Source organism: Mycobacteroides salmoniphilum, assembly GCF_004924335.1.
In the GTDB taxonomy this organism is placed as follows: domain Bacteria; phylum Actinomycetota; class Actinomycetes; order Mycobacteriales; family Mycobacteriaceae; genus Mycobacterium; species Mycobacterium salmoniphilum.
In genome coordinates this window covers 2,916,761-2,939,273 of record NZ_CP024633.1, presented here as the reverse complement: position 1 = coordinate 2,939,273, position 22,513 = coordinate 2,916,761, and the positions used below count along the sequence as shown (strand labels likewise).

Below are 22,513 nucleotides of genomic sequence, written 5' to 3'. Positions count from 1 at the left end.
GGCGAGCGTTCGCGCGAGCGCTTCGGATCAGCGGAAACCCGGATACCTCCGCGGTCTTCGAACTTGTTGAGCAATACCAAGAGATTGGCAACGACAAACAATGAGCACACCGTGAAGCGTCGATGATGATCGTCCATCACAGCTAACACGAGGCACGGCGCCTGAAGCCGCTGCCTCGCAGACAGGAGAGCAGTGGCAGGCAAGGCCCGGGTACACGAGTTAGCTAAAGAACTCGGTGTGACCAGTAAAGAAGTTCTCGCCCGACTGAGCGATCAGGGCGAATTCGTTAAGTCCGCATCTTCGACGGTGGAAGCCCCCGTCGCGCGGCGTCTTCGTGAGGCATTCGGTGGTGGCGATAAGCCCGCTGCCGCCGGATCCAATGGCGCACCCGCCGAGACAGCGGCAGCCCCGAAGAAGGCCGGTCCCAAGCCCGGCGCCCCCAAGCCGGCACCGAAGAAGGTCGCTGAGCCGGTTGTCGAGGCCCCCCCTGCGCCGGAACCTCCGGTTGTGTCCACGCCTGCAGCCGCTGCGCCCGTCGCACCGGCCGCTCCCACGCCGAGCGCTGCGGCGTCGCCCGCGGCGGATGCGTCCGCTGCAGCACCGGCAGCACCCGCGCCGTCACCCCGTCCGGGTGCGACGCCGGGTCCCAAGCCTGGAGCTCCCCGGGTGCCGCGCGTCGGCAACAACCCGTTCTCCTCGGCGCAGCCGGTCGAACGTCCTGTTGCGCCGCGTCCTCAGGCGCCGCGTCCCGGAGCTCCTCGTCCCGGTGGAGCCTCCCCGAGCAACATGCCCCCGCGCCCGTCGCCCGGATCCATGGGCCCCCGCCCGCCGCGTCCCGGTGGTGGTCGCCCAGGTGGTCCCGGTGGTGGCCGTCCCGGTGGTCCCGGTGGTGGTCGCCCGGGTGGTCCCGGTGGTGGCGGCGGCGGTAACTACCGCGGCGGCGGTGCGGGTAGCGGTGCTCCCGCTGGTGGTCCTCCCGGCGCCGCTGGCGCCGGTGGCTTCCGTGGTCGCCCCGGCGGTGGCGGCGGTGGTGGCCGTCCCGGTCAGCGCGGTGGTGCGGCCGGTGCCTTCGGACGTCCCGGTGGTGCGCCCAAGCGTGGTCGCAAGTCGAAGCGGGCAAAACGCGCCGAGTACGAGAACATGCAGGCGCCCGTCGTCGGTGGTGTGCGGTTGCCGCACGGCAACGGAGAGGTCATCCGGCTCGCGCGTGGTGCTTCGCTGAGCGATTTCGCGGAGAAGATCGACGCCAACCCGGCTTCGCTGGTACAGGCGCTGTTCAACCTCGGCGAGATGGTGACTGCCACGCAGTCGGTAGGCGACGAGACCCTGGAGCTACTGGGCGGCGAGATGAACTACGTCGTCCAGGTCGTGAGCCCCGAGGACGAGGACCGCGAGCTGCTGCAGTCCTTCGACCTCACCTACGGCGAGGATGAGGGCGGTGAAGAGGATCTGGAGATCCGACCGCCGGTTGTCACCGTCATGGGTCACGTCGACCACGGCAAGACCCGACTGCTGGACACCATCCGGCAGGCCAACGTCCGCGAGGGCGAGGCCGGTGGCATCACCCAGCACATCGGTGCCTACCAGGTCTTGACCCAGCTGGACGGCAACGAGCGGCTCGTCACCTTCATCGACACCCCGGGTCACGAGGCGTTCACCGCCATGCGTGCGCGTGGTGCCAAGGCCACCGATATCGCGATCCTGGTGGTTGCCGCCGATGACGGCGTCATGCCGCAGACGGTGGAAGCCATCAACCACGCCCAGGCGGCCGACGTGCCGATCGTGGTCGCGGTCAACAAGATCGACAAGGAAGGTGCCGACCCGGGCAAGATCCGGGCGCAGCTCACCGAGTACAACCTGGTTGCCGAGGACTTCGGTGGCGACACCATGTTCGTCGACATCTCGGCCAAGCAGGGCACCAATATCGACGCCCTGCTGGAGGCAGTCCTGTTGACCGCGGACGCGGCACTGGATCTGCGTGCCAACCCCGATATGGAGGCCCAGGGTGTGGCGATCGAGGCGCATCTGGACCGCGGTCGCGGTCCCGTGGCCACGGTGCTCATCCAGCGCGGAACGCTGCGGGTCGGCGACTCGATCGTCGCCGGAGATGCGTACGGCCGCGTGCGTCGGATGGTGGACGAGCACGGCGAGGACGTCGAGGAGGCGCTGCCATCGCGTCCGGTCCAGGTCATCGGATTCACCTCGGTGCCCGGTGCGGGTGACAACCTGCTTGTCGTCGACGAGGACCGGATTGCCCGGCAGATCGCCGATCGTCGCAGTGCGCGCAAGCGCAATGCGCTGGCCGCCCGTAGCCGCAAGCGGATCAGCCTGGACGACCTGGATGCCGCACTGAAGGAAACCAGCCAGCTGAACCTGATCCTCAAGGGCGACAACGCCGGTACGGTCGAAGCCTTGGAAGAGGCGCTGCTCGGTATCGCGATCGACGACGAGGTGCAGCTGCGGGTCATTGACCGCGGTGTCGGTGGTGTCACCGAAACCAACGTCAACTTGGCCTCGGCCTCGGACGCCATCATCATCGGCTTCAATGTGCGGGCCGAGGGCAAGGCGACCGAGCTGGCCAACCGCGAGGGCGTCGACATTCGGTACTACTCGGTGATCTACCAGGCCATCGACGAGATCGAGAGTGCGCTCAAGGGCATGCTCAAGCCGGTCTACGAAGAGGTCGAGCTGGGCCGCGCCGAGATCCGGGCATTGTTCCGGTCGTCCAAGGTCGGCAACATCGCCGGCTGCCTGGTCACCTCGGGCATCCTCCGGCGCAACGCCAAGGCCCGCCTGCTGCGCGACAACATCGTGGTCGCCGAGACGGTCACCATCTCATCGCTCAAGCGGGAGAAGGATGACGTCACTGAGGTTCGCGATGGTTACGAGTGCGGTCTGACGCTGACCTACAACGACATCAAGGAGGGCGACGTCATCGAGGCGTACGAACTCCGCGAGAAGGAACGGGTCTAAGGTGGCCGATCCGGCTCGCGCGCGGCGACTGGCGAAGCGGATCGGGGCCATCGTCGCCTCGGCGATCGAGTACGAGATCAAAGACCCGAGGCTGACGATGGTCACGGTCACCGATACTCGGGTGACCAACGATCTGCACGATGCGACCGTGTACTACACCGTGATGGGGCAGACTCTGTCCGACGAGCCGGATTATCCCGGCGCGGCGGCCGCGCTAGAAAAGGCAAAGGGTGTGCTCCGAACCAAAGTGGGTGCCGGGACAGGGGTGAGGTTCACGCCCACCTTGACCTTCGTGCTCGACACCATCGCCGATACCGCGCGGCATATGGAGGAACTGCTGGACCGGACGCGTGTGGCCGATGCCGCGCTCGCCGATGTCCGGCAGGGAGCCGTGCATGCCGGTGACGCCGATCCCTATAAGGCGTCCCCGGCAGAGGAGCCCGCACCCGACGAGGACGATGAGCGCCGTCCCGATTGAGGCGGGTGCCGTGGGGGCACGCGTAGACGTAGAGGGCGCTGTGGCGCTCCTGGCCAAGGCCAGGAGGGTAGTGATCATCTGTCATGTGCATCCCGACGCCGACACTGTGGGTAGCGGGTTGACGCTCGGGCAGGTGTTGGTAGCCAAGGGCGTTGACGTCCAGGTGAGTTTCGGGGCGCCGGCGGCGCCTCCGGAGTCAGTGGGAACCCTGCCGGGTGCAGAACTGTTGGTCCCGCCGCACGAGCTGCGCAGAGACCCGGATCTGGTGGTCACGGTCGACAGCCCGAGCGTGCGGCGGCTTGGTCAACTGGGCGAACTGGTTGAGGGACCGGCACCGGTGCTGGTGATCGACCACCACGTGTCCAATGAGCTCTTTGGTACGGCGAATTACGTTGATATCGAAGCTGATTCGACGACGATGATGGTGGCTCGGTTGCTCGACGCCTGGGGGGGTGAACATCACCCCCGAGATGGCGCACTGTTTGTACGCCGGTCTGGTCACCGACAGCGGGTCGTTCCGCTGGGCCACCGCGCAGGGGCACCGGCTGGCGGCCCGGCTGTTGGACTTGGGCGCTGATGGTGTGAACATCACCCGTACCTTCATGGATTCACACCCATTCGTCTGGCTGCCGATCTTGTCGCGCGTGCTGGGCACCGCGCAGCTGATTCCCGATGCCGTCGGCGGTGCGGGACTCGTGTATGCCGTTGTCACCCATGATGTGTGGTCCTGCGCGCGCACCGAGGAAGTCGAGTCGATCGTCGATATCGTCCGCACCACCACCGAGGCTGAGGTCGCGGTGGTGTTCAAGGAGATCGAGCCCGAGCATTGGTCGATATCGATGCGGGCCCGTTCCGCGGTGGACCTGTCCGCGGTAGCGGGCACCTTTGGTGGCGGTGGACATCGGCTGGCCGCCGGGTTCTCGGCGACCGGCCCGGTCGACGAGGTGGTGGCGGCGCTGGTTCGCGCCCTTGACTGACGCCACCGGCACGGCCGGGATGTCTGGGCTGGCCCGCCGAATCATCGCTTTGGCCGTGCCCGCGCTGGGCGTGTTGGCGGCCGAGCCGCTGTATTTGCTTTTCGATATCGCCATGGTGGGGCGCCTGGGCGCGGTGTCTTTGGCGGGTTTGGCCGTCGGGGGACTGGTGCTTTCGCTCGTCGCGACGCAGTTGACGTTCCTCTCGTACGGCACCACCGCCCGCGCGGCACGATTGTTCGGCTCCGGTAATCGCCCGGGTGCGGTCCATGAGGGCGTGCAGGCGACCTGGTTGGCGCTCCTTATCGGGGCCGCCCTGGTGCTCATTGTGAATATGGTGGCCGCACCGGTGGTCCGAGCCATCGCTGCGGCACCCGATGTGGCAGCTCAGGGCCTGACGTGGGTGCGTATCGCCATCTTCGCGGCGCCCGCAATCCTGGTCTCGCTCGCCGGTAACGGGTGGATGCGGGGAGTGCAGAACACGGTCAGGCCGTTGCGGTATGTGATTGTCGGCTTTGCGGTTTCGGCAGTGCTGTGCCCGGTGCTGATTTACGGATTACTCGGGGCGCCCCGGATGGGAGTGGCGGGGTCTGCCGTCGCCAATCTGGTGGGGCAGTGGCTTGCCGCGATCCTCTTCTTGCGCGCCCTGTACGCCGAGCGTGTTCGGATCGGGATGGATCCTCCGGTGCTGCGCGCACAGCTGGTGCTGGCGCGCGATCTGCTGGTGCGCAGTCTGGCGTTCCAGGCCTGCTTCATCAGTGCCGCGGCGGTGGCCGCACGGTGTGGGGCGGCAGCGCTGGCAGCGCATCAGGTGGTCCTGCAGATGTGGAGTTTTCTTGCGCTGGTTCTTGATTCGCTTGCCATTGCGGCGCAAACCCTCGTCGGTGGCGCGCTGGGCGCGGGCCGGGTACCGGAGGCCAAGTCGGTGGCGTGGAGAGTGACGGCGTTCTCGCTGGGCTTCGCGGTGGTGCTGGCGGCCCTTCTTGCCCTCGGTGCTCCGGTAGTGCCGGGGCTGTTCACTTCCGATGCCACGGTGTTGCATCAAATGCACGTGCCATGGTGGTTCCTGGTGTGCCAGTTGCCGATTTCGGGTCTCGTGTTCGCGCTGGATGGGGTGCTGCTGGGCGCCGCCGACGCCCGGTTCATGCGCAACGCCACCATGATCAGCGCGCTGTGCGGGTTCCTGCCGCTGGTGTGGTTGTCGTTGGTCTTCGGGTGGGGGCTCGCCGGAATCTGGTCCGGGCTCACCCTTTTCCTGGTGCTGCGGTTGCTGTTGGTCGGATGGCGCACAGCGTCGGGTCGTTGGGCGGTGCCGGGAACCGGCTCGTGATCAGTGCACCGGGGGGTACTGCGGATACTGCGGATACTGCGGCTGCGGGTATCCGGCCGGCGGGTAGCCCTGGTATGTCGGGGGCTGCGCTGCCAAACGCCGAATCTGCCTGATCTGTCCCATATTTCCGAAGATTGCGACCCAGTTCATGACGAGGATGGACAGGAAGCTCCACCACCCGGCGGCTAGATTGTGCGTCTGCGCGTCGCGATAGGCGGCCTCGCACTGCTCACGTGTCCCGGTGATCGTGTACGACCGGGTGCTGAACATGATGAGCATCCCGGTGTGCTTGGTCAGCCGTACTTGAAAGTACCGGGGCGTGGTGACCGGGTATTGCTGTGGATATGACATGTTCCTCCCCCTGATCGTGTAGCTCGCTCGATGATATCGGGGGTTTGCCAGCGCTTGGCTATGTGATCCAGATCACTTACGGAGTATTCTGGGAAACGCTGGATGAGGAGGTGTTTCGAAATGAACCTTGATCGATTTGCCGTGTGGACCGGCTACTTCCTTGGACTGGTGTCGGTCACGATCACCGCGTTGGGGCTGGCGGCGTTGGCCTCCGGTCATCACGGCTGGGGAATGGTCGCGGCCATCACGTTACTGGTCACCGCGGGGCTCGGATTCGCGGTGGTGGGCGGCACGGTGCATCACGACCACAAGGTCCACAAGGAGACGCCGCACCTGATGTAGAGGTTGATGAGCCGCCGGATCGCTCATTACCGGATGGACCGTTAGGCGTTCTGGGTGCGTCCGCGCTCCATGATGGCCGCGCGCCGCGCCTCAACACCCTCGGCGATGGAGTTCTGCTCGATCCACCGATGGGCGTCGTCGAGGGCGACCTGTAGACCATTGCCGACGAGCTCGGACTCGATGCGGCGGTAGGAGGCCAGGAGTTCGCGCACTGCGGGCTGGTTGTTCCCGGCGATGGTCGCCGCGAGCCGCTTGGCCGCCGGCAGCAGCTCCTCATGGGCAACCACCTCGGTGACCAGGCCGGCGCGTAGCGCGTCGTCGGCTGACAGGTAGTCGCCGGTGAGGCTCATACGCCGCGCCAGGCCGCGTCCCACCGAGAGCGGCAGCAGGGTGGTCAGCCCCCAGGTGGGCAGGATGCCAACACGTGCATGGGTATCGGCGAAACGTGCCTTCTCCGAGGCGATCAAGATGTCGCAGGCCAGCGCCAGCTCCAGACCACCGGTGACGGCCGCGCCGTTGATGGCGCCGATGACGGGCTTGGACAGCTCTGGCCACCACGGGTCAAGGGTGTCGGCACGGTCACCGCTGCCCAGCTCCTTGAGGTCGACACCCGCGCAGAACACCGGGTCGGCGGCGGTCAGGATCATCACGTCAACGTCGGCGTCTGCGTCGGCCGCGGTGACGGCCTTGACGATCTCCTCACCGAGGGCCTTGCTCAGCGCGTTGCGGGACTGCGGCCGGTTCAGCGTGATGGTGCAGATCCGGTCTTCGGTCTGCGTCAAGAGAATCTGTTCGGTCATGCGTCGATAACCTCCTTGGCGATACGTTCGGCGTGGACGGCACGGCCTCCGAAGAGTGCCGAATTACTAACGGCCCGCTTGTAGTACAGGTGGGCCGGGTGTTCCCAGGTAAATCCGATGCCGCCGTGGCTCTGGATGGCCTTGGCGGTTACCTCTACCGCACCGGCCGATGCCACCTGCTGGGCGATGCTGCTGGCCAGCGCGGGATCGTCCAGGCTCGGGTCGTCATGCGACCAGGCCGCGTGATAGGCGGCGCCACGCACGTTCCCGGTCGCTGCGGCCATATCGGCGAGGCGGTGTTTGACGGCCTGGAACGACCCGATGATCCGCCCGAACTGAATTCGGGACTTGGCGTATTCGGTTGTCAGATCCAGCATGTGGGCGGCGATACCGGCTTGTTCGGCCGCTAATACGGTGGCGGCGACATCGAGTGCCTTGGCCACGATATCCGCGCCTTGACCCTGCGCGCCGATGACGCGCGCGGGAGCGGAGTCGAAGTGGATGTTGGCCTGGCACCGGGTCAGATCGAGAGTGGCCAGCGCGTGCCGGTCGACCCCCGGCGCGTTCCCGTCGACCGCGAAAAGGGTTGGACCCGAGTCGCTATCGGCGAGCACCAGAATCACGTCGGCGGTGGCGCCGTCCGGAACGTGCTCGGTGTCCCCGGTGAGCTTCCATCCGTCGGTGTCGGATTCGGCCGACACGGTGATGGCGTCGGCCAACCGGGTGCGGCCACCGGCCAGCGTGATCGTCGTGTCACCGCCGGCCAGCGCGGGTACCCATGCGGCAAGGGCTTCGGTGTCGCCGCTGGCCGTCAGCGCGGCAGCGCCCAGTGCCGCGCTCGATATCCACGGTAGACACGCCAGTGTGCGTCCCAGTTCCTCTGCCACAATGGACAATTCGATCACGCCCAGGCCGCCACCGCCATGTTCTTCGGGCAGGCTCAGCCCCACCACACCCAGCTCGGAGGCTAGGGTCCGCCAGGCGTCCAGGTCGACGGTGCCGGCATCGGCGATCTGGCGCACATGCTCGAGTGTCCAGACGCGTTCGCACCAACTACGTACGAGCGAGCGCAGGTCGCCGTGCTCTTCGGTGAACTCGAATTCACTCATCCGCGGGGCACGTCCTTCCATGCTTTGTCGGTATCAACCCGGATATCGCCGGGCAGTCCGAGAACGCGTTCTCCGATGATGTTGCGCATCACGTCGGAGGTGCCGCCCTCGATGGTGTTGGCCTTGGATCGTAGGAACGCCCACATGGTGTCGGCACGCCGGTCATCCTCGACGACGCGCCGCATGTCGTAGGAGGCGTACAGGGTCGCCTCAATGCCCAGCAGTTCGACGCAGAAGTCGTAGATCTGCTGGTTGAGCTCGGCGCCCATCAGCTTGCCGATCGACCCCTCCGGCCCCATGGGTGCATCGCCCTGGGCGGCGATGCGCATCTGTGTGCCGTAACGATTTCCCTCCGAGCGCACGAACAGATTTGTCAGCTTGGCCCGTAGCTCGGGGGTATGCAGGTCAGGTCGCTGTTTCCAGAGATTCAGAGCGCTGCCGATCGATCCGCCGCCACGGCCGTGGTCGAACGCCCCGCCCAGCGCGCTGCGCTCGTTCATCAGCGTCGTCATCGAGACGCGCCAGCCATCGCCTTCATTGCCCAGGCGCTGCGCGTCCGGGATGCGGACATCGGTGAGGTACACCTCGTTGAACTCGGCGTCACCGGTCATCTGGCGCAGTGGACGGACCTCGACGCCGGGATCGGTCATATCGACCACGAAGTAGGTCAGGCCGCGATGCTTGGGCACCTCGGTATTGCTTCGCGCCACCAGCAGCGCCCAGCGCGCCTGATGGGCGCCCGAGGTCCATACCTTCTGGCCGTTGATGATCCAGTCGTCGCCGTCACGCACCGCGCGGGTGGCCAGACCCGCGAGATCGGAACCGGCTCCGGGCTCACTGAACAGCTGACACCAGAGTTCCTCGCCGGTGAACAGCGGGCGCAGAATCCGCTGGGTCAGTTCGGGTTGTCCGTGTGCGAGCACCGTGGGAGCCGCCATGCCGTACCCGATCACGTTGATAAACAACGGATCTGGCATGCCGGCTGCGCGCAGGATGGTGTCGGAGACGGCCTGCAGTGCGGGTGGTGCGTTGAGACCGCCGAGGCCAATCGGGAAGTGGACCCAGGCCAGGCCGGCGTCGTAGACGGCGCCGAGCAGTTCGGTGACCGGGGTGGAGGCAGGGGGGTGTGTGGACAGAACCTCGTGTGCGGCGGCGGCGAGCCGGTCGCGTGGCGAGGAACCGCTCGCGTGAAGAGCGTTGGATCCCGCGCTAGACGGCTCCGATGACGTCACTGGCATGACTTACGTATACACGCGCATGCAAACTAACCGGTGGGTGGGGCATGGCGTCTTCCGGAATGTCTTCCTACTGTCGTAGGTATGTGCAGGAACATCACCGAACTACGTGGGCTGGAGCCTGCCGCGACCGACCAGGAGATCGAGGCGGCGGCGCGGCAATACATCCGCAAGATCAGCGGGATTCAGAAGACGTCCGATGCCAACCGGGAAGCGTTTGAGCACGCGGTGGCGGAGGTGACGGCCACGACGATGCGTCTGCTGGAGTCATTGCCGCCGCGTCGGCAGCCACCCAAGTCGGTGCCCCCGCTGCGGCGTCCCGAGGTGCAGGCCCGCATCGCGGCACGCGGCTAACGCGCCAGGTCTCAGAACTTGTAGGCGGGCGCGAGAATGTTTGCGACCCGGCGGTTCTCCACGAGACAGCCGGGGCCGTCGGGGGAGTACTTCTGGGATGCGTAGTACAGCGACTGCTGGACCACGCCGTAACTCGTCTTGAAGGTGATCATGCAAGACACCCACCACTGGTTGTTCCAGTCTGTCGGTTTCATGATGTTGTACTCGGCCGCGCGATGACCCTGGATGGTCGTTTCCACGCCGTCGGCCGGTAGCGAGTCTTCATAGGTGCGCCACACGACCGCCTCGACGGCCAACTGGTAGTTGTTGCGTGAGTCGTACCGGCAGCGCAGGCCCTCTTCGGGAGCGGGCGGGGTCTGATCGAGACCCGCCGCGGCGATGACCGAACCGGGAATGTCGTAGCAGGGATCGAAAGGCCGAGGATCTGTGACCGGGACGACCGGCCACTTGATCGTGGTGGTGGCCCCTGTCATGGGCGCCGTGGAGAAACGCAGCTGAACCGGTGCGCTGGTCGAGTGTTCGGCTGGGGCGGTGCGCCAGACAACAAGACCGCTCAGCGTCAGCGCCATCAGCACTATGACCAGTCCAGCCCTTCGGGCCATGCGAATCCACCTCAATCTGATCGGCCGCGGTGCGCCGAAGTCTAGCCGCGTGCTTCGCTGTCTCATACGGAACACCGAAAACACTAGAACACGTTCTAGTCTCGGAGTATCGTGACGCCATGGCACGAATTGGGAATTACGCGGACGATGATGTGGCCGGCTGGCTGATGGGTTCGCCCGAGATGACGCCCGGCTTTGCCGGATTTTCGGACGCTGTGTACAACCGCAGCCGGCTTCCGATCGGGGTGCGAGAGCTCGCACGTATGACCGTGGCCTTCGCGAATGAATGCTCCGTCTGTCAGAACACCCGCTTTGTGCAGAGCGGGGAGTTGGATGGCGACTTTTATGCGGACGCCGACCAGTGGCGCACCTCGCCGCGGTACAGCGAGGCCGAGCGGACTGCCGCCGAGTTCGCGCACCGCTTTGCCACTGATCACGTGGGGTTGCGTGAGGACGACGAGTTCTGGGAACGGGCGCGCTCGCAGTTCGATGACGGGCTGTTGACCGACCTGGCACTGTCCTGCGCGTTCTGGGTGGGAAGCGGACGTGCGCTCCGGGTTCTCGACGTGGGACAGAGTTGCAAGATAAACCTGTAGGTACATTGGCCGGATGACGCAGGAACGGGAGCCCAGGCTCTGGGCTATCAGCGACCTGCATGTCGGGCAGTCGGCCAACAAGTCCGTTCTCGAAGAACTTCATCCGGCCTCGCCCGAGGACTGGTTGATCGTCGCCGGTGATGTGGCCGAACGCACTGATGAGATCCGGGCGGCGCTGGATTTGTTGCGGCGCAGGTTCGCCAAGGTGATCTGGGTGCCGGGGAACCATGAGTTATGGACAACGGCGCGCGATCCCATGCAGATCTTCGGGCAGTCCCGCTACGACTATCTGGTCAACATGTGCGATGAGATGGGCATCGTCACGCCCGAGCATCCCTATCCGGTGTGGATAGAACAAGGTGGTCCAGCGACCATCGTGCCGATGTTCGTGTTGTACGACTACACCTTTCTGCCAGAGGGGGCCAATACCAAGGCCGAGGGTCTGAAGATTGCCCGCGACCGCAGTGTGGTGGCAACCGACGAGTTCCTGCTCTCCAGTGAACCTTTCGCGACACGTGATGCCTGGTGCCGGGATCGGTTGCGGTACACCAAGAAGCGGCTGGAGGACCTGGACTGGATGACGCCCACGATTCTGGTGAACCATTTCCCGCTGGTGCGGGAGCCCTGTGATGCGTTGTTCTATCCCGAATTCTCGCTGTGGTGCGGTACCACCGAGACCGCCGACTGGCACACCCGCTACAACGCGGTGTGCTCGGTGTATGGCCATCTGCACATCCCACGGACCACCTGGTATGACGAGGTGCGCTTTGAGGAGGTCTCGGTTGGCTATCCGCGGGAATGGGCACAGCGCAAACCGTATTCATGGCTTCGGCAGATCCTTCCGGTCCCGCACTATCCGGACGGCTATCTCAACGAGTTCGGCGGTCACTTCGAGATCACCGAACAGATGAGGGTGACGGCCAAGCGATTCCGTGAACGGCTTGCCAAGGAGCGTGCCGGTGACTGATGAGCGTCTCGCGCGAAGAGGCGATAACACTGACCAGTTGATCGCCTCGGTAGTTCCCGATGTGCTGCCCTCGGCCGAACTGTATGAGGATCCGCCCGGGCTGGCGCCGCTGCCCGAAGAGGAACCGCTGATCGCTAAATCGGTGGCCAAGCGGCGCAATGAATTCATCACCGTGCGGCACTGCGCGCGGCAGGCCCTCTCCGTTCTTGGCGTGCCCGAAGTCCCGATCCTCAAGGGGGACAAGGGGCAGCCGCTGTGGCCTGATGGCGTGGTGGGCAGCATGACACACACGGAGGGATTCCGCGGCGCGGTCGTGGGACGCGCGGGGGAGGTCCGTTCGGTGGGGATCGACGCCGAACCGCACGACGTACTGCCCAACGGTGTACTCAAGTCGATCACCCTGCCGGTCGAGCGTGATGAACTCGCGGCGCTACCCGGCGGTACGCACTGGGACCGATTGCTGTTCTGCGCCAAAGAGACGACGTACAAGGCGTGGTTCCCGCTGACAACTCGCTGGCTGGGCTTTGAGGACGCCCACATCACGCTCGATCCGGACGGGACTTTCACATCGCGAATCCTGATAGACGGCAAGGCCAATGACGGCAGCGTGCTGTCGGTGTTCGACGGGCGCTGGATCATCGACAAGGGCCTGATCTTGACCGCGATCGTGGTGCCGTGACCGATCCCTTGGGCCGTGCGGGCCTTGTGATCGTGGACAAGCCCGCCGGGATGACGAGCCACGACGTGGTATCGCGTTGCCGGAGGCTGTTTTCCACCCGCAAGGTGGGGCATGCCGGCACTCTCGACCCGATGGCCACCGGGGTGCTGGTGATCGGCATCGAACGTGCCACCAAGATCATGGGACTGCTGACGCTGACGACCAAGTCGTACGCGGCCACCATCCGTCTCGGGCAGAGCACCAGCACCGATGACGCCGAAGGTGAGGTTTTGCACACGGTTTCGGCATCCCACGTGACCGATCAAGATATTGAGGCGGCCGTGGCCCCGCTGCGTGGGGATATCGAACAGGTGCCGTCCTCGGTGAGCGCGATCAAGGTCGACGGACAGCGTGCCTACAAGCTGGCTCGGGAGGGGCAGTCGGTTGAGCTGGCAGCTCGGCCGGTGACCATCTCGAGGTTCGACGTGCTGGCGGTGCGCCGGCCGGGCGATGGGCATGTCGATGTGGACGTGAAAGTCGATTGCTCGTCGGGGACGTACATCCGGGCGCTGGCCCGTGATGTGGGCGCCACGCTGGGCGTGGGTGGGCATCTGACGGCATTGCGCCGTACCAGGGTTGGCGATTTCACGTTGGAGCGCGCGCGCACACTCGAGGAGCTGGCCGAGGACGCGACGTTGACCCTGGACCTGGACACCGCGTGCCGAGAGGGATTCCGCCGGCGCGATCTGGATGCGGCAGAGGTCGACTCGGTGCGTAATGGGCGGCCGTTGTCGGCCGCCGGTATCGGGGGCACCTACGCCGCGGTGGATTCCGACAATCGGGTCATTGCACTGTTGGCGGACAAGGGTTCTCGCACCACATCGGTTGTGGTTCTACGCCCGGCGAATCTGTAGCGGTCAGTCGATCGGACGGACCCAGCGGCTCGGCGGGTGCAAATCCCTGGGCATCCACATCAGCGGCTGCCGGTCGGCAAAATGCGGATCGAGCTCGGGGTTCCCCGGGAAGCGACCCTCGCCATCGGGCCAGAGGACCTGCAGGTACCGCACATGGTTGGTCCGGTTGAACCACAGTCCGAACCCGAATTCGTTGTGATACCAACTCGGATCGATGGGGGAGAGCTTGACCTGGTAGTCCTCCACAGCAGGTAGCGCGAGGACATCCTCGAACGTCTCGCCGACCTGCAGCACCCGACCTTCCTGCGCCTGTTTGGCAACCGCATTGAGGGCGCGCTGCATCATCGTGATGTCGTTGACTCCGTAGATCGCCAACTCGGGCAGGCGCATGGTGTGCCACAGCCCTACGGTGTAGGCGAACGGCGGACCTTCCTCCGACGATGTGGGTCCGATTCCCAGTGCGCTCCAACCGTATTCGGTGACACTGCCGATGATGTCGCGATCACTGTCGTTGTAGTCATGGCGGTCGCCGTAGTCGATGCACAGCAGGCACTCACACGCGACGTGGTCGGTCATTTCAGTCGAGTACGACCCAAATTGATTGCGCTGCGGGGTTCCCCAGCTCTAGCTTTTTCTCCCCGCTGCCCGATCTGTCGCTATCAATGGACACCGAGATGGTTCCGGCGAAGTCTCGCCGCTCGTCGACCGTCACACGGGCATCCAGTGCCACGCCGACGGTGTCGAAGTAGCGCAGCATTTCCGGATCTGAATCGGAGATCCGGGCCACCACGCCGGTATCGCCGTTGGCGCAGTCCGACAGCTGGCGGGCCGGGGGAGTGGGCACCTGCCCGTCAGGGCCGGGAATCGGGTCTCCATGGGGATCGCGCGTGGGGTGACCGAGCTTCGCGTCGATCTTGGTCAGCAGCAGATCCGAGACCGCGTGCTCGAGCACCTCGGCCTCGTCGTGCACCTCGTCCCAGCCGTAGCCGAGCTCGTTGACCAGATACGTCTCCAGCAGCCGGTGCCGGCGCACCATGAGTACCGCCGCCTTGCGGCCCTGGCTTGTCAAGGTCACGGCGCCGTACTTCTCGTGATCCACCAGACCTTGGTCGGCCAGCTTGCGGATCGATTCGGATGCTGTGCTTGCCGACACGCCCATGCGTTCGGCGAGCATCTTGGTGCTCACCTTCTCGTGTGACCACTCCTGGGCGGTCCAAATCACCTTGAGGTAGTCCTGGGCCACCGTCGTCAGGTCGATATCGGTGGATCCGGCGGGCCGGTCGGATCGAGTGGGGCTCACGCTGCTCAGCCTAACCAGGCAGCGACGGCCGAAAGCCAAGTCGGCCTTCCCGCATCTTCCGAAGTAGGCTTTAGGCCGTGCAACGCTGGCGCGGGCAAGATGAAATTCCGTCCGACTGGGGTCGGTGCGTCCTGACTATCGGCGTATTCGATGGCGTACACCGAGGCCACGCGGAACTCATCGGGCGCGCGGTGAAAGCCGCACGCGAGCTCAACCTCAAGAGCGTCCTCATGACGTTCGACCCACACCCGATGGAAGTGGTGTTTCCCGGGACCCATCCGGCCCAGCTCACGACCTTGACCCGGCGCGCTGAGCTGGCAGAGGAACTGGGTGTCGACGTCTTCCTCGTGGTGCCCTTCACTCCCGAATTCATGAAGCTCTCACCCGAGCGATACGTGCACGAGCTGCTGGTCGAGCGTCTGCACGTGGCCGAGGTGGTGGTCGGGGAGAACTTCACCTTCGGCAAGAAGGCCGCCGGTAACGTCCACATGCTCAAGAAGGCGGGCGAGCGATTCGGCTTCAAGATCGACGCCGTCTCTCTCGTGACCGAACACGCGGTCACGTTCTCCTCGACATACATCCGGTCCTGTGTCGACGCGGGCGACATGGTGGCGGCCACCGAAGCCCTCGGCCGTCCCCACCGGGTCGAAGGCGTCGTGGTCCGCGGCGACGGGCGCGGCCGGGAACTGGGGTTTCCGACCGCCAATGTGGCGCCGCCGATGTTCGCCGCCATTCCCGCCGACGGCGTGTACGCGGCCTGGTTCACGCTGTTAGGGCATGGTCCCACCATGGGTACCGTTGTCCCCGGTGAGCGCTATCAGGCGGCGGTCTCGGTGGGCAGCAACCCGACGTTCTCCGGTAAGGCCCGCACCGTCGAGGCGTTCATCATGGACACTGCGGCAGACCTGTACGGCCAGCATGTGGCCGTCGATTTCGTGGCACGGGTGCGCAGCATGGAGAAGTTCGCTTCGGTGGATGAACTCGTGGACGAGATGGGGCGCGATGCCCAGAAGGCCCGCACGATTTTGGCGCGAGGCTAGCTCGCCGGTACACTTCAACACCGGTGTGAGCTGCAGTTCGCGGTGGCCCACCAGAAACATTCGACGCGAACCCCAGTGATGGAGAAGCTTGCCGTGGCATTGACTACCGAGCAGAAGAAAGAAATTCTCACCCAGTACGGGGTGCACGAGACCGACACCGGTTCTCCCGAGGCCCAGGTCGCGATGCTGACCAAGCGCATCGTCGACCTGACCGAGCACCTCAAGACTCACAAGCATGACCACCACAGCCGTCGTGGTCTGCTGCTGCTGGTCGGCCGTCGTCGCCGCCTGCTCAAGTACATCGCAAAGGTCGACGTCGCGCGCTACCGCTCGCTGATCGAGCGCCTGGGCCTGCGCCGCTGACTTTGGCTTCCCCTCGACTGGGTCGCTCTGGAATCTCAGGTGCGATATCCATCGCTCTTGTCGCTGTCGGTGCGGCCGTGTTGTCGGCATGTTCGATATCGGCCGCCACCGATGGCCTGGCCGTCGGTGACTGCGTCAACCTCAGCGGTTCCGATCAGCACGCCAAGATGATCAAGGAGCCGTGCGGCAGTCCCAAGTCCAATTTCAAGGTCTTCGCCAAGACCGCGACGGATGCGGACTGTCCACGCGATGCCGACTCCTCCTACTACGCCAAGCGCAGCTTCGGTCGCACGAGCCAGGCTCTGTGTCTGGACATCGACTGGGTGGTCGGCAGCTGCATGAGTGTCCCGGACAAGTGGGACGGTGACCCCGTGCGTGTGGACTGCAATGACGGCAAGGCTCAGAACAAGAAACGCGTCACCCAAGTTCTGCAGGAAGTCTCGACAGCCGACGATTGCATCACCGGACTTGGCTACCCCTATGTCGACCGCAACTTCACCGTGTGTGTGGAGGAACTGCCCTGATCAAGGTGCATGGCCGCAAACGCCGCAGGTGATAGGGTGTGTGCGTTGTCATGCTGGTCCCGCCGGGTAACGGGCGGTCTTCGGTAGTGGCTGCCGGGTTCGGCGCTTGCGCTCTTCGCGCATGCGGATCATCGATCCCCGGCCGCTTCGATCGAACGGCCGTGGCCGATCACCTTCCGGGTCCACTTCGCGCTGGTACGTCCGCGCGCTGACCGCGTGATGGCACATATGCCCAATACAGCCACGTGCTGCCAACTGAGAACGTATGAGAGGTATTCCAGAACCCATGTCTGCAACAGAAATTGAAGAAGGCGTCTTCGAGTCCACCGCGACCATCGACAACGGGACCTTCGGCACCCGCACCATCCGGTTTGAGACCGGGCGGCTGGCCCAGCAGGCCGCCGGCTCCGTCGTCGCGTACCTGGATGACGAGACCATGCTGCTGTCGGCCACGACCGCCAGCAAGAGCCCCAAGGACCATTTCGACTTCTTCCCGCTGACCATTGACGTCGAGGAGCGCATGTACGCCGCGGGTCGCATCCCCGGCTCGTTCTTCCGTCGCGAGGGACGTCCCTCCACCGACGCCATCTTGACCTGTCGTCTTATCGACCGGCCGCTGCGCCCGACCTTCGTCAGCGGGCTGCGCAACGAAATCCAGGTCGTGGTGACGGTGCTGAGCCTGAACCCTGCCGATCTGTACGACGTACTGGCGATCAACGCCGCATCGGCGTCCACCCAGATCGCCGGGCTGCCGTTCACCGGCCCCGTCGGCGGTGTCCGGGTGGCCCTGATCGACGGCCAGTGGGTCGCGTTCCCGACTGTCGAACAGCTGGAGACGGCCGTCTTCGACATGGTGGTCGCCGGCCGTAAGACGGCTGACGACGTCGCCATCATGATGGTCGAGGCCGAGGCCACCGACAACGTCATCGCGCTCATCGACGGTGGCGCCGGCGCGCCGACCGAGAGCGTGGTCGCCGAGGGCCTTGAGGCCGCCAAGCCGTTCATCGCCGCACTGTGCACTGCGCAACAGGAACTCGCCGAGAAGGCCGCCAAGCCCGTCGGCGAGTACCCCTTGTTCCCCGACTACCAGGACGACGCTTTCGCCGCCGTCGCGGCAGTGGCCACCGAGCCGCTGTCGCAGGCCCTGTCCATCGCGGGCAAGGCCGAGCGCGACGCGAAGACCGACGAGGTCAAGGTCGAGGTTCTCGGTCGTCTGCAGGAGGGCTTCGACGGCCGCGAGAAGGAGATCGGCGCGGCATTCCGTTCGCTCACCAAGAAGCTCGTGCGTCAGCGCATCTTGAAGGACCAGTTCCGCATCGACGGCCGCGGTGTCACCGATATCCGCGCCTTGTCGGCCGAGGTCGCCGTGATCCCGCGGGCGCACGGCAGCGCGCTGTTCGAGCGTGGCGAGACCCAGATCATGGGCGTCACCACCCTTGACATGGTCAAGATGGCCCAGCAGATCGACTCGCTGGGGCCGGAGACCTCGAAGCGCTACATGCATCACTACAACTTCCCGCCGTTCTCCACCGGTGAAACCGGACGCGTCGGCTCGCCGAAGCGTCGCGAGATCGGGCACGGAGCCCTCGCCGAGCGTGCGCTCATGCCGGTGCTGCCGAGCGTCGAGGAGTTCCCGTACGCCATCCGCCAGGTGTCGGAGGCGTTGAGCTCCAACGGATCCACCTCGATGGGTTCGGTCTGCGCCTCGACCCTGTCACTGCTGAATGCCGGTGTGCCGCTGAAGGCTCCCGTCGCCGGTATCGCCATGGGCCTGGTGTCCGATGACATCGAGCTCGCCGACGGCACCACCGAGCGCCGCTTTGTTGCGCTCACCGACATCCTGGGCGCCGAGGATGCCTTCGGCGACATGGATTTCAAGGTCGCCGGTACCAAGGACTTCGTCACGGCTCTGCAGCTGGACACCAAGCTCGACGGCATCCCGTCGCAGGTGCTGGCCGCCGCGCTGTCGCAGGCCAAGGATGCCCGCGCCACCATTCTCGAGGTGATGGCCGAGGCCATCGACGCTCCCGACGAGATGAGCCCGTTCGCACCGCGCATCACGACGATCAAGGTGCCGGTCGACAAGATCGGTGAGGTGATCGGGCCCAAGGGCAAGATGATCAACTCGATCACCGAGCAGACGGGTGCCAGCATCTCCATTGAGGATGATGGCACCGTGTTCGTGGGCGCCTCCAACGGCGAGGCGGCGCAGGCCGCGATCGACATGATCAACGCGATCGCCAACCCGCAGCTGCCCAAGATCGGTGAGCGCTTCCTCGGAACGGTGGTGAAGACCACTGACTTTGGAGCTTTCGTTTCCTTATTGCCGGGCCGCGACGGGCTGGTGCACATCAGCAAGCTCGGTAAGGGCAAGCGGATCGCCAAGGTTGAGGACGTGGTCAAGGTCGGCGACAAGATTCAGGTCGAGATCGCCGATATCGACAACCGCGGCAAGATCTCGCTGGTTCCGGTCGGCGATGATGACGCCGCGGACGCTTCCGCCGACAATAACGGTGCGGCCGAGGCCAAGCCGGCAGATGCCGTCGCCGAGTAGCGTTCCCAACGCGGTACGCCGCACGGTCCTTCCTGGTGGTCTCCGAGTGGTCACCGAGGCGATGCCCTCGGTGCGCTCGGCGTCCGTCGGGGTATGGGTCGACGTCGGGTCCCGCGATGAGGGGCGCAGCGTCGCTGGTGCGGCGCACTTCCTCGAACACCTGCTGTTCAAGTCCACGCCCACACGGTCGGCGGCCGATATCGCACAGTCGATTGACGCCGTCGGCGGTGAGCTGAACGCTTTCACCGCACGCGAACAGACGTGTTACTACGCGCATGTGCTGGACTCCGATCTGGAGCTGGCGATCGATCTGGTCGCCGACGTGGTGCTGCGCGGGCGATGCGCCAGTGAGGACGTCGAGGTCGAACGCGACGTCGTGCTCGAAGAAATCGCGATGCGCGACGACGACCCTGAGGACCTGCTGGGGGAGGCTTTCCTCGGAGCCCTTTTCGGTGACCATCCGATAGGGCGCAGTGTGCTCGGCAGCTCGGAATCGATATCGACGATGACGCGGGCGCAGCTGCAATCGTTTCACGTACGGAGGTACCGGCCCGAGCGCATGGTGCTGGCCGTGGCCGGGAACGTTCAGCACGATCGCGTAGTGCGGTTGGCGCGCAAGTACTTCAAGTCGCATCTGGACTCATCGGTGACGACGGTGGCGCCACGCAAGGGGAGTGGTCGCGTCACGGCCAAGCCGGGACTGGAATTGGTACCGCGCGACGGTGAACAGGTACATCTCTCGCTGGGTGTGCGCACCCCGGGACGTGGCTGGCAATATCGCTGGGCGCTGTCGGTGCTTAACAGCGCACTGGGCGGTGGTCTCAGTTCCCGCTTGTTCCAAGAGATTCGCGAGCAGCGTGGATTGGTCTATGCGGTCTACTCGACGGTGGATACCTTCTCCGACACCGGTGCGTTGTCGGTGTACGCGGGCTGCTCGCCGGAGCGGTTCGACGAGGTGGCTAAGGTGACCTCGCAGGTGCTGGCGTCGGTGGTCGAGGGCGGGTTCACCGCGGTGGAGATCGACCGGGCCAAGGGCGCCTTGGCCGGTGGACTTGTTCTGGGGCTTGAGGATTCAGCATCCCGTATGAACAGAATGGGCCGCAGTGAGCTGAACAACGGCAAGCACCGCACGATTTCTGCGACTCTGGACAAAATTGCCGCCGTGACGACAGACGAAGTCAATGGCATCGCGCGCCAGTTGCTCAGCAGTCCCGCCGGGGCGGCGGTCGTGGGTCCGTACCGATCCAAGCGAACGTTGCCGCGCGCACTGCGAGCGATGATTGAATCCGCGCGCTAGGTGACCGTCGGCAAGATACTCTCTAGCTGATGGTCGCCAACGCGATCCAGCGCGTCAAGGAACTGGCGGCTGGCAAATACACGGGGATCGCGACCGCGATAATTCTGTTGTCGTGGTTGGGTTTCGCGTTCCTCCCGCAACATGCGGCTAGCCATACGAAAGCCCCCGCTACCGAGCATATGCACGGCATGGACCATGCGAACATGGCGCCGATGGACACGCCGGTGGTACATCAGCCGGTGCTATGGATCGCGATCTTCTCCTGGATTGTCATGACCATCGCGATGATGGGGCCGGCTACTTTGCCCGCGGTCCAGTACGTCGAGCAGAACACCCCACGGGGCCGTGGGCGCGCGCTGGTGCTCTATGCCGCGGTGTGGCTTGCGCTGTGGACGGCGGTTGGCCTCCTCATCACCCTCGCGCTGCCCATGGCCGCCAACGTCAACCGTTGGTGGATGTTCGCGGGTGTGCTCCTGCTGGCAGCAACCTGGCAGCTCACCCCCTGGAAATGTCGGGCGCTCGGTGAGTGTCACCAGTCGATCCCGCTGCCGTCGGGCGGATGGCCGGCGGCCAAGGGCCTCATACGCTTCGGTGCCGTCAGTGGGTGGGCGTGTATCCGATCCTGTTGGGCCATGATGCTGACGATGGCCGTGGCGCCCTCTGCGCACCTCCTCTGGATGGTGCCGTTGACGGTTGCCGTCACGTGGGAGCGATTCACTCGGTATCCCCGCCGAACAGCACGGGTTCTTGCGGTCCTTTTTGTCGTCACGGCTGCCGCGGTCGGGATTTTCGTGACCGTCCCATAGGGTTTCGGGCATGGATATCAACGGCAGCGTCGCCATTGTCACCGGAGCCGGTTCGGGAATCGGGCAAGCGCTCGCTTGGGGTCTGGCGAATGCGGGCGCAAAGGTCGTCGCCTCCGATATCGACGGAGACGCCGCCCTGCGTACCGCCGCAGCGGCATCAGACCCATCGACCATCCTCGGGCAGCAGGCCGATGCGAGTTCTGTCGCCGATATCGAGAACCTCATTGCCCTGGCCGAGAAGGAATTCGGCCCTGTCGATCTTTACGCCGCCAACGCCGGCATCGCCGGTGGGCTCGGTCTGGATATCGGGGAAGCCGCGTGGGACCTCACCATCGACGTAAACCTGCGCGCGCACATCAGGGCCGCTACCGCATTGGTTCCGGGTTGGCTGGAACGCGGGCGCGGATACTTTCTGTCGGTCGCATCGGCGGCCGGCCTGCTGACGCAGATCGGTTCGCCCGCCTATTCGGTGACCAAACACGCGGCCCTCGGATTCGCGGAATGGTTGTCGATTACCTATGGCGACAAGGGGATCGGGGTGAGCTGTCTGTGCCCGATGGGGGTCAAGACCGCGCTGCTGGACGGCCTCACCGATTCCGATGACCCCGACGTGCAAGTGGCGGGAACGTCGATCACTGCCGCAGGCGAGGTGCTCGAGCCGGCGGCCGTTGCGGCGATGACACTCGACGCGATCCGCGAGGGCACGTTCCTGGTTCTGCCGCACCCGCAGGTGCTCGACATGTACCGGCAGAAGGGCGCCGACTACGGCCGGTGGATCGCCGGTATGCGCCGCTACCAGCGTCTACTTGAAGAACAGCTCAAGCCCCAGTAGCCCAGGCGCGAAATACAGTCTGTGATGCAGATCACATATTTGCAAGGGGTGTGACTAACTCGGCTCTTGTCGTGTCAGGCCCTCGGCCTGCTAGCGTTGACGTAAATCGGCAAT

At 65.1% G+C, this 22,513-nt stretch carries 24 protein-coding genes and 1 pseudogene; 17 read left to right on the top strand and 8 right to left on the bottom strand.

Translation table 11 applies throughout. The features are described from left to right. Window positions 1–192 precede the first annotated feature (192 nt). The 4 genes and pseudogenes from infB (at window position 193) to DSM43276_RS14595 (ending at window position 5,755) form a co-directional block, all read left to right on the top strand. Window positions 193–2,973 (top strand): translation initiation factor IF-2, encoded by a 2,781-nt coding sequence (gene infB, locus DSM43276_RS14610; RefSeq protein ID WP_078330159.1) that lies wholly within the window; start codon window positions 193–195, stop codon window positions 2,971–2,973. Window position 2,974: 1 nt separating this feature from the next. After that, entirely contained in the window at window positions 2,975–3,451 is a 477-nt protein-coding gene (gene rbfA, locus DSM43276_RS14605) for a 30S ribosome-binding factor RbfA (protein WP_078330158.1), read from the top strand. Then, window positions 3,432–4,428, top strand: a pseudogene (locus DSM43276_RS14600) (DHH family phosphoesterase). The gene rbfA and the pseudogene DSM43276_RS14600 overlap by 20 nt, the downstream one beginning before the upstream one ends. Before the next feature lie 19 nt (window positions 4,429–4,447). Next, window positions 4,448–5,755, top strand: coding sequence for an MATE family efflux transporter (locus tag DSM43276_RS14595; RefSeq protein WP_078330156.1), 1,308 nt, complete (start codon window positions 4,448–4,450; stop codon window positions 5,753–5,755). On the opposite strand, the gene DSM43276_RS14590 is transcribed toward DSM43276_RS14595, so the two are convergent. Beyond that, complete coding sequence (locus tag DSM43276_RS14590) at window positions 5,756–6,106, bottom strand: hypothetical protein (RefSeq protein WP_078330155.1); 351 nt, start codon at window positions 6,104–6,106, stop codon at window positions 5,756–5,758. Window positions 6,107–6,226: 120 nt separating this feature from the next. Here DSM43276_RS14590 and DSM43276_RS14585 point away from each other — a divergent pair, with 120 nt between their 5' ends. Next, window positions 6,227–6,448 carry a hypothetical protein gene (locus DSM43276_RS14585; RefSeq protein ID WP_078287627.1) on the top strand — a complete coding sequence of 74 codons (222 nt, stop codon included), beginning with the start codon at window positions 6,227–6,229 and terminating at the stop codon, window positions 6,446–6,448. A 41-nt stretch (window positions 6,449–6,489) separates the two neighbouring features. On the opposite strand, the gene DSM43276_RS14580 is transcribed toward DSM43276_RS14585, so the two are convergent. The 3 genes from DSM43276_RS14580 to DSM43276_RS14570 are packed head-to-tail and all read right to left on the bottom strand — an operon-like array spanning window position 6,490 to window position 9,595. Then, entirely contained in the window at window positions 6,490–7,248 is a 759-nt protein-coding gene (locus DSM43276_RS14580; RefSeq protein ID WP_078330154.1) for an enoyl-CoA hydratase, read from the bottom strand. Further along, on the bottom strand, window positions 7,245–8,357 hold the full coding sequence (locus DSM43276_RS14575; protein ID WP_412458675.1) for an acyl-CoA dehydrogenase family protein: 1,113 nt from the start codon (window positions 8,355–8,357) through the stop codon (window positions 7,245–7,247). Before DSM43276_RS14575 ends, DSM43276_RS14580 begins: the two co-directional genes overlap by 4 nt. Next, the gene (locus tag DSM43276_RS14570; RefSeq protein ID WP_109556147.1) at window positions 8,354–9,595 is read right to left on the bottom strand and encodes an acyl-CoA dehydrogenase family protein; all 1,242 of its coding nucleotides are present in this window, start codon (window positions 9,593–9,595) and stop codon (window positions 8,354–8,356) included. Before DSM43276_RS14570 ends, DSM43276_RS14575 begins: the two co-directional genes overlap by 4 nt. An 81-nt stretch (window positions 9,596–9,676) precedes the next feature. On the opposite strand from DSM43276_RS14570, the gene DSM43276_RS14565 reads away from it, so the two are divergent. Further along, a complete protein-coding gene (locus DSM43276_RS14565; protein ID WP_078330152.1) occupies window positions 9,677–9,946 on the top strand; it encodes a DUF2277 domain-containing protein in 270 nt (89 codons plus the stop codon). 11 nt (window positions 9,947–9,957) lie between these two features. Here DSM43276_RS14565 and DSM43276_RS14560 read toward each other — a convergent pair whose 3' ends face one another. Next, the gene (locus DSM43276_RS14560) at window positions 9,958–10,515 is read right to left on the bottom strand and encodes a DUF3558 domain-containing protein (protein WP_412458676.1); all 558 of its coding nucleotides are present in this window, start codon (window positions 10,513–10,515) and stop codon (window positions 9,958–9,960) included. Window positions 10,516–10,667: 152 nt separating this feature from the next. Between DSM43276_RS14560 and DSM43276_RS14555 the strand changes: the two genes are divergently transcribed. From DSM43276_RS14555 to truB, 4 genes are read left to right on the top strand one after another with little or no spacing between them, the layout of a single operon-like run. Then, window positions 10,668–11,144 (top strand): carboxymuconolactone decarboxylase family protein, encoded by a 477-nt coding sequence (locus tag DSM43276_RS14555; protein ID WP_078330150.1) that lies wholly within the window; start codon window positions 10,668–10,670, stop codon window positions 11,142–11,144. Between the two features lie 13 nt (window positions 11,145–11,157). Further along, complete coding sequence (locus tag DSM43276_RS14550) at window positions 11,158–12,111, top strand: metallophosphoesterase family protein (RefSeq protein ID WP_078330149.1); 954 nt, start codon at window positions 11,158–11,160, stop codon at window positions 12,109–12,111. A gap of 37 nt (window positions 12,112–12,148) precedes the next feature. Continuing rightward, a complete protein-coding gene (gene pptT, locus DSM43276_RS14545; protein WP_078330206.1) occupies window positions 12,149–12,790 on the top strand; it encodes a 4'-phosphopantetheinyl transferase PptT in 642 nt (213 codons plus the stop codon). Beyond that, window positions 12,787–13,683, top strand: coding sequence for a tRNA pseudouridine(55) synthase TruB (gene truB / locus DSM43276_RS14540; RefSeq protein ID WP_078330148.1), 897 nt, complete (start codon window positions 12,787–12,789; stop codon window positions 13,681–13,683). Before pptT ends, truB begins: the two co-directional genes overlap by 4 nt. A gap of 3 nt (window positions 13,684–13,686) precedes the next feature. Here truB and DSM43276_RS14535 read toward each other — a convergent pair whose 3' ends face one another. Continuing rightward, the gene (locus tag DSM43276_RS14535; RefSeq protein WP_078330147.1) at window positions 13,687–14,259 is read right to left on the bottom strand and encodes a DUF4262 domain-containing protein; all 573 of its coding nucleotides are present in this window, start codon (window positions 14,257–14,259) and stop codon (window positions 13,687–13,689) included. A gap of 1 nt (window position 14,260) precedes the next feature. Continuing rightward, window positions 14,261–14,983 (bottom strand): metal-dependent transcriptional regulator, encoded by a 723-nt coding sequence (locus DSM43276_RS14530; protein ID WP_078326723.1) that lies wholly within the window; start codon window positions 14,981–14,983, stop codon window positions 14,261–14,263. Window positions 14,984–15,060: 77 nt separating this feature from the next. Here DSM43276_RS14530 and DSM43276_RS14525 point away from each other — a divergent pair, with 77 nt between their 5' ends. The 3 genes from DSM43276_RS14525 (at window position 15,061) to lppU (ending at window position 16,910) form a co-directional block, all read left to right on the top strand. After that, window positions 15,061–16,023: a bifunctional riboflavin kinase/FAD synthetase gene (locus tag DSM43276_RS14525; protein ID WP_078287642.1), complete on the top strand. Its 963-nt coding sequence runs from the start codon at window positions 15,061–15,063 to the stop codon at window positions 16,021–16,023. 93 nt (window positions 16,024–16,116) lie between these two features. Beyond that, window positions 16,117–16,386 (top strand): 30S ribosomal protein S15, encoded by a 270-nt coding sequence (rpsO, locus tag DSM43276_RS14520; RefSeq protein ID WP_078287840.1) that lies wholly within the window; start codon window positions 16,117–16,119, stop codon window positions 16,384–16,386. Window positions 16,387–16,403: 17 nt separating this feature from the next. Further along, entirely contained in the window at window positions 16,404–16,910 is a 507-nt protein-coding gene (gene lppU, locus DSM43276_RS14515; protein ID WP_078330205.1) for an LppU family putative lipoprotein, read from the top strand. Between the two features lie 48 nt (window positions 16,911–16,958). On the opposite strand, the gene DSM43276_RS24020 is transcribed toward lppU, so the two are convergent. Continuing rightward, complete coding sequence (locus tag DSM43276_RS24020; RefSeq protein ID WP_078326722.1) at window positions 16,959–17,138, bottom strand: hypothetical protein; 180 nt, start codon at window positions 17,136–17,138, stop codon at window positions 16,959–16,961. A 58-nt stretch (window positions 17,139–17,196) separates the two neighbouring features. On the opposite strand from DSM43276_RS24020, the gene DSM43276_RS14505 reads away from it, so the two are divergent. From DSM43276_RS14505 to DSM43276_RS14490, 4 genes are read left to right on the top strand one after another with little or no spacing between them, the layout of a single operon-like run. After that, a complete protein-coding gene (locus tag DSM43276_RS14505; protein ID WP_078330146.1) occupies window positions 17,197–19,464 on the top strand; it encodes a polyribonucleotide nucleotidyltransferase in 2,268 nt (755 codons plus the stop codon). After that, complete coding sequence (locus DSM43276_RS14500; protein WP_169053060.1) at window positions 19,448–20,761, top strand: M16 family metallopeptidase; 1,314 nt, start codon at window positions 19,448–19,450, stop codon at window positions 20,759–20,761. The genes DSM43276_RS14505 and DSM43276_RS14500 overlap by 17 nt, the downstream gene beginning before the upstream one ends. A 29-nt stretch (window positions 20,762–20,790) precedes the next feature. Next, window positions 20,791–21,567 (top strand): DUF2182 domain-containing protein, encoded by a 777-nt coding sequence (locus DSM43276_RS14495; protein ID WP_078330145.1) that lies wholly within the window; start codon window positions 20,791–20,793, stop codon window positions 21,565–21,567. Window positions 21,568–21,577: 10 nt separating this feature from the next. Continuing rightward, a complete protein-coding gene (locus DSM43276_RS14490; RefSeq protein WP_078330144.1) occupies window positions 21,578–22,399 on the top strand; it encodes an SDR family oxidoreductase in 822 nt (273 codons plus the stop codon). Window positions 22,400–22,513 lie beyond the last annotated feature (114 nt).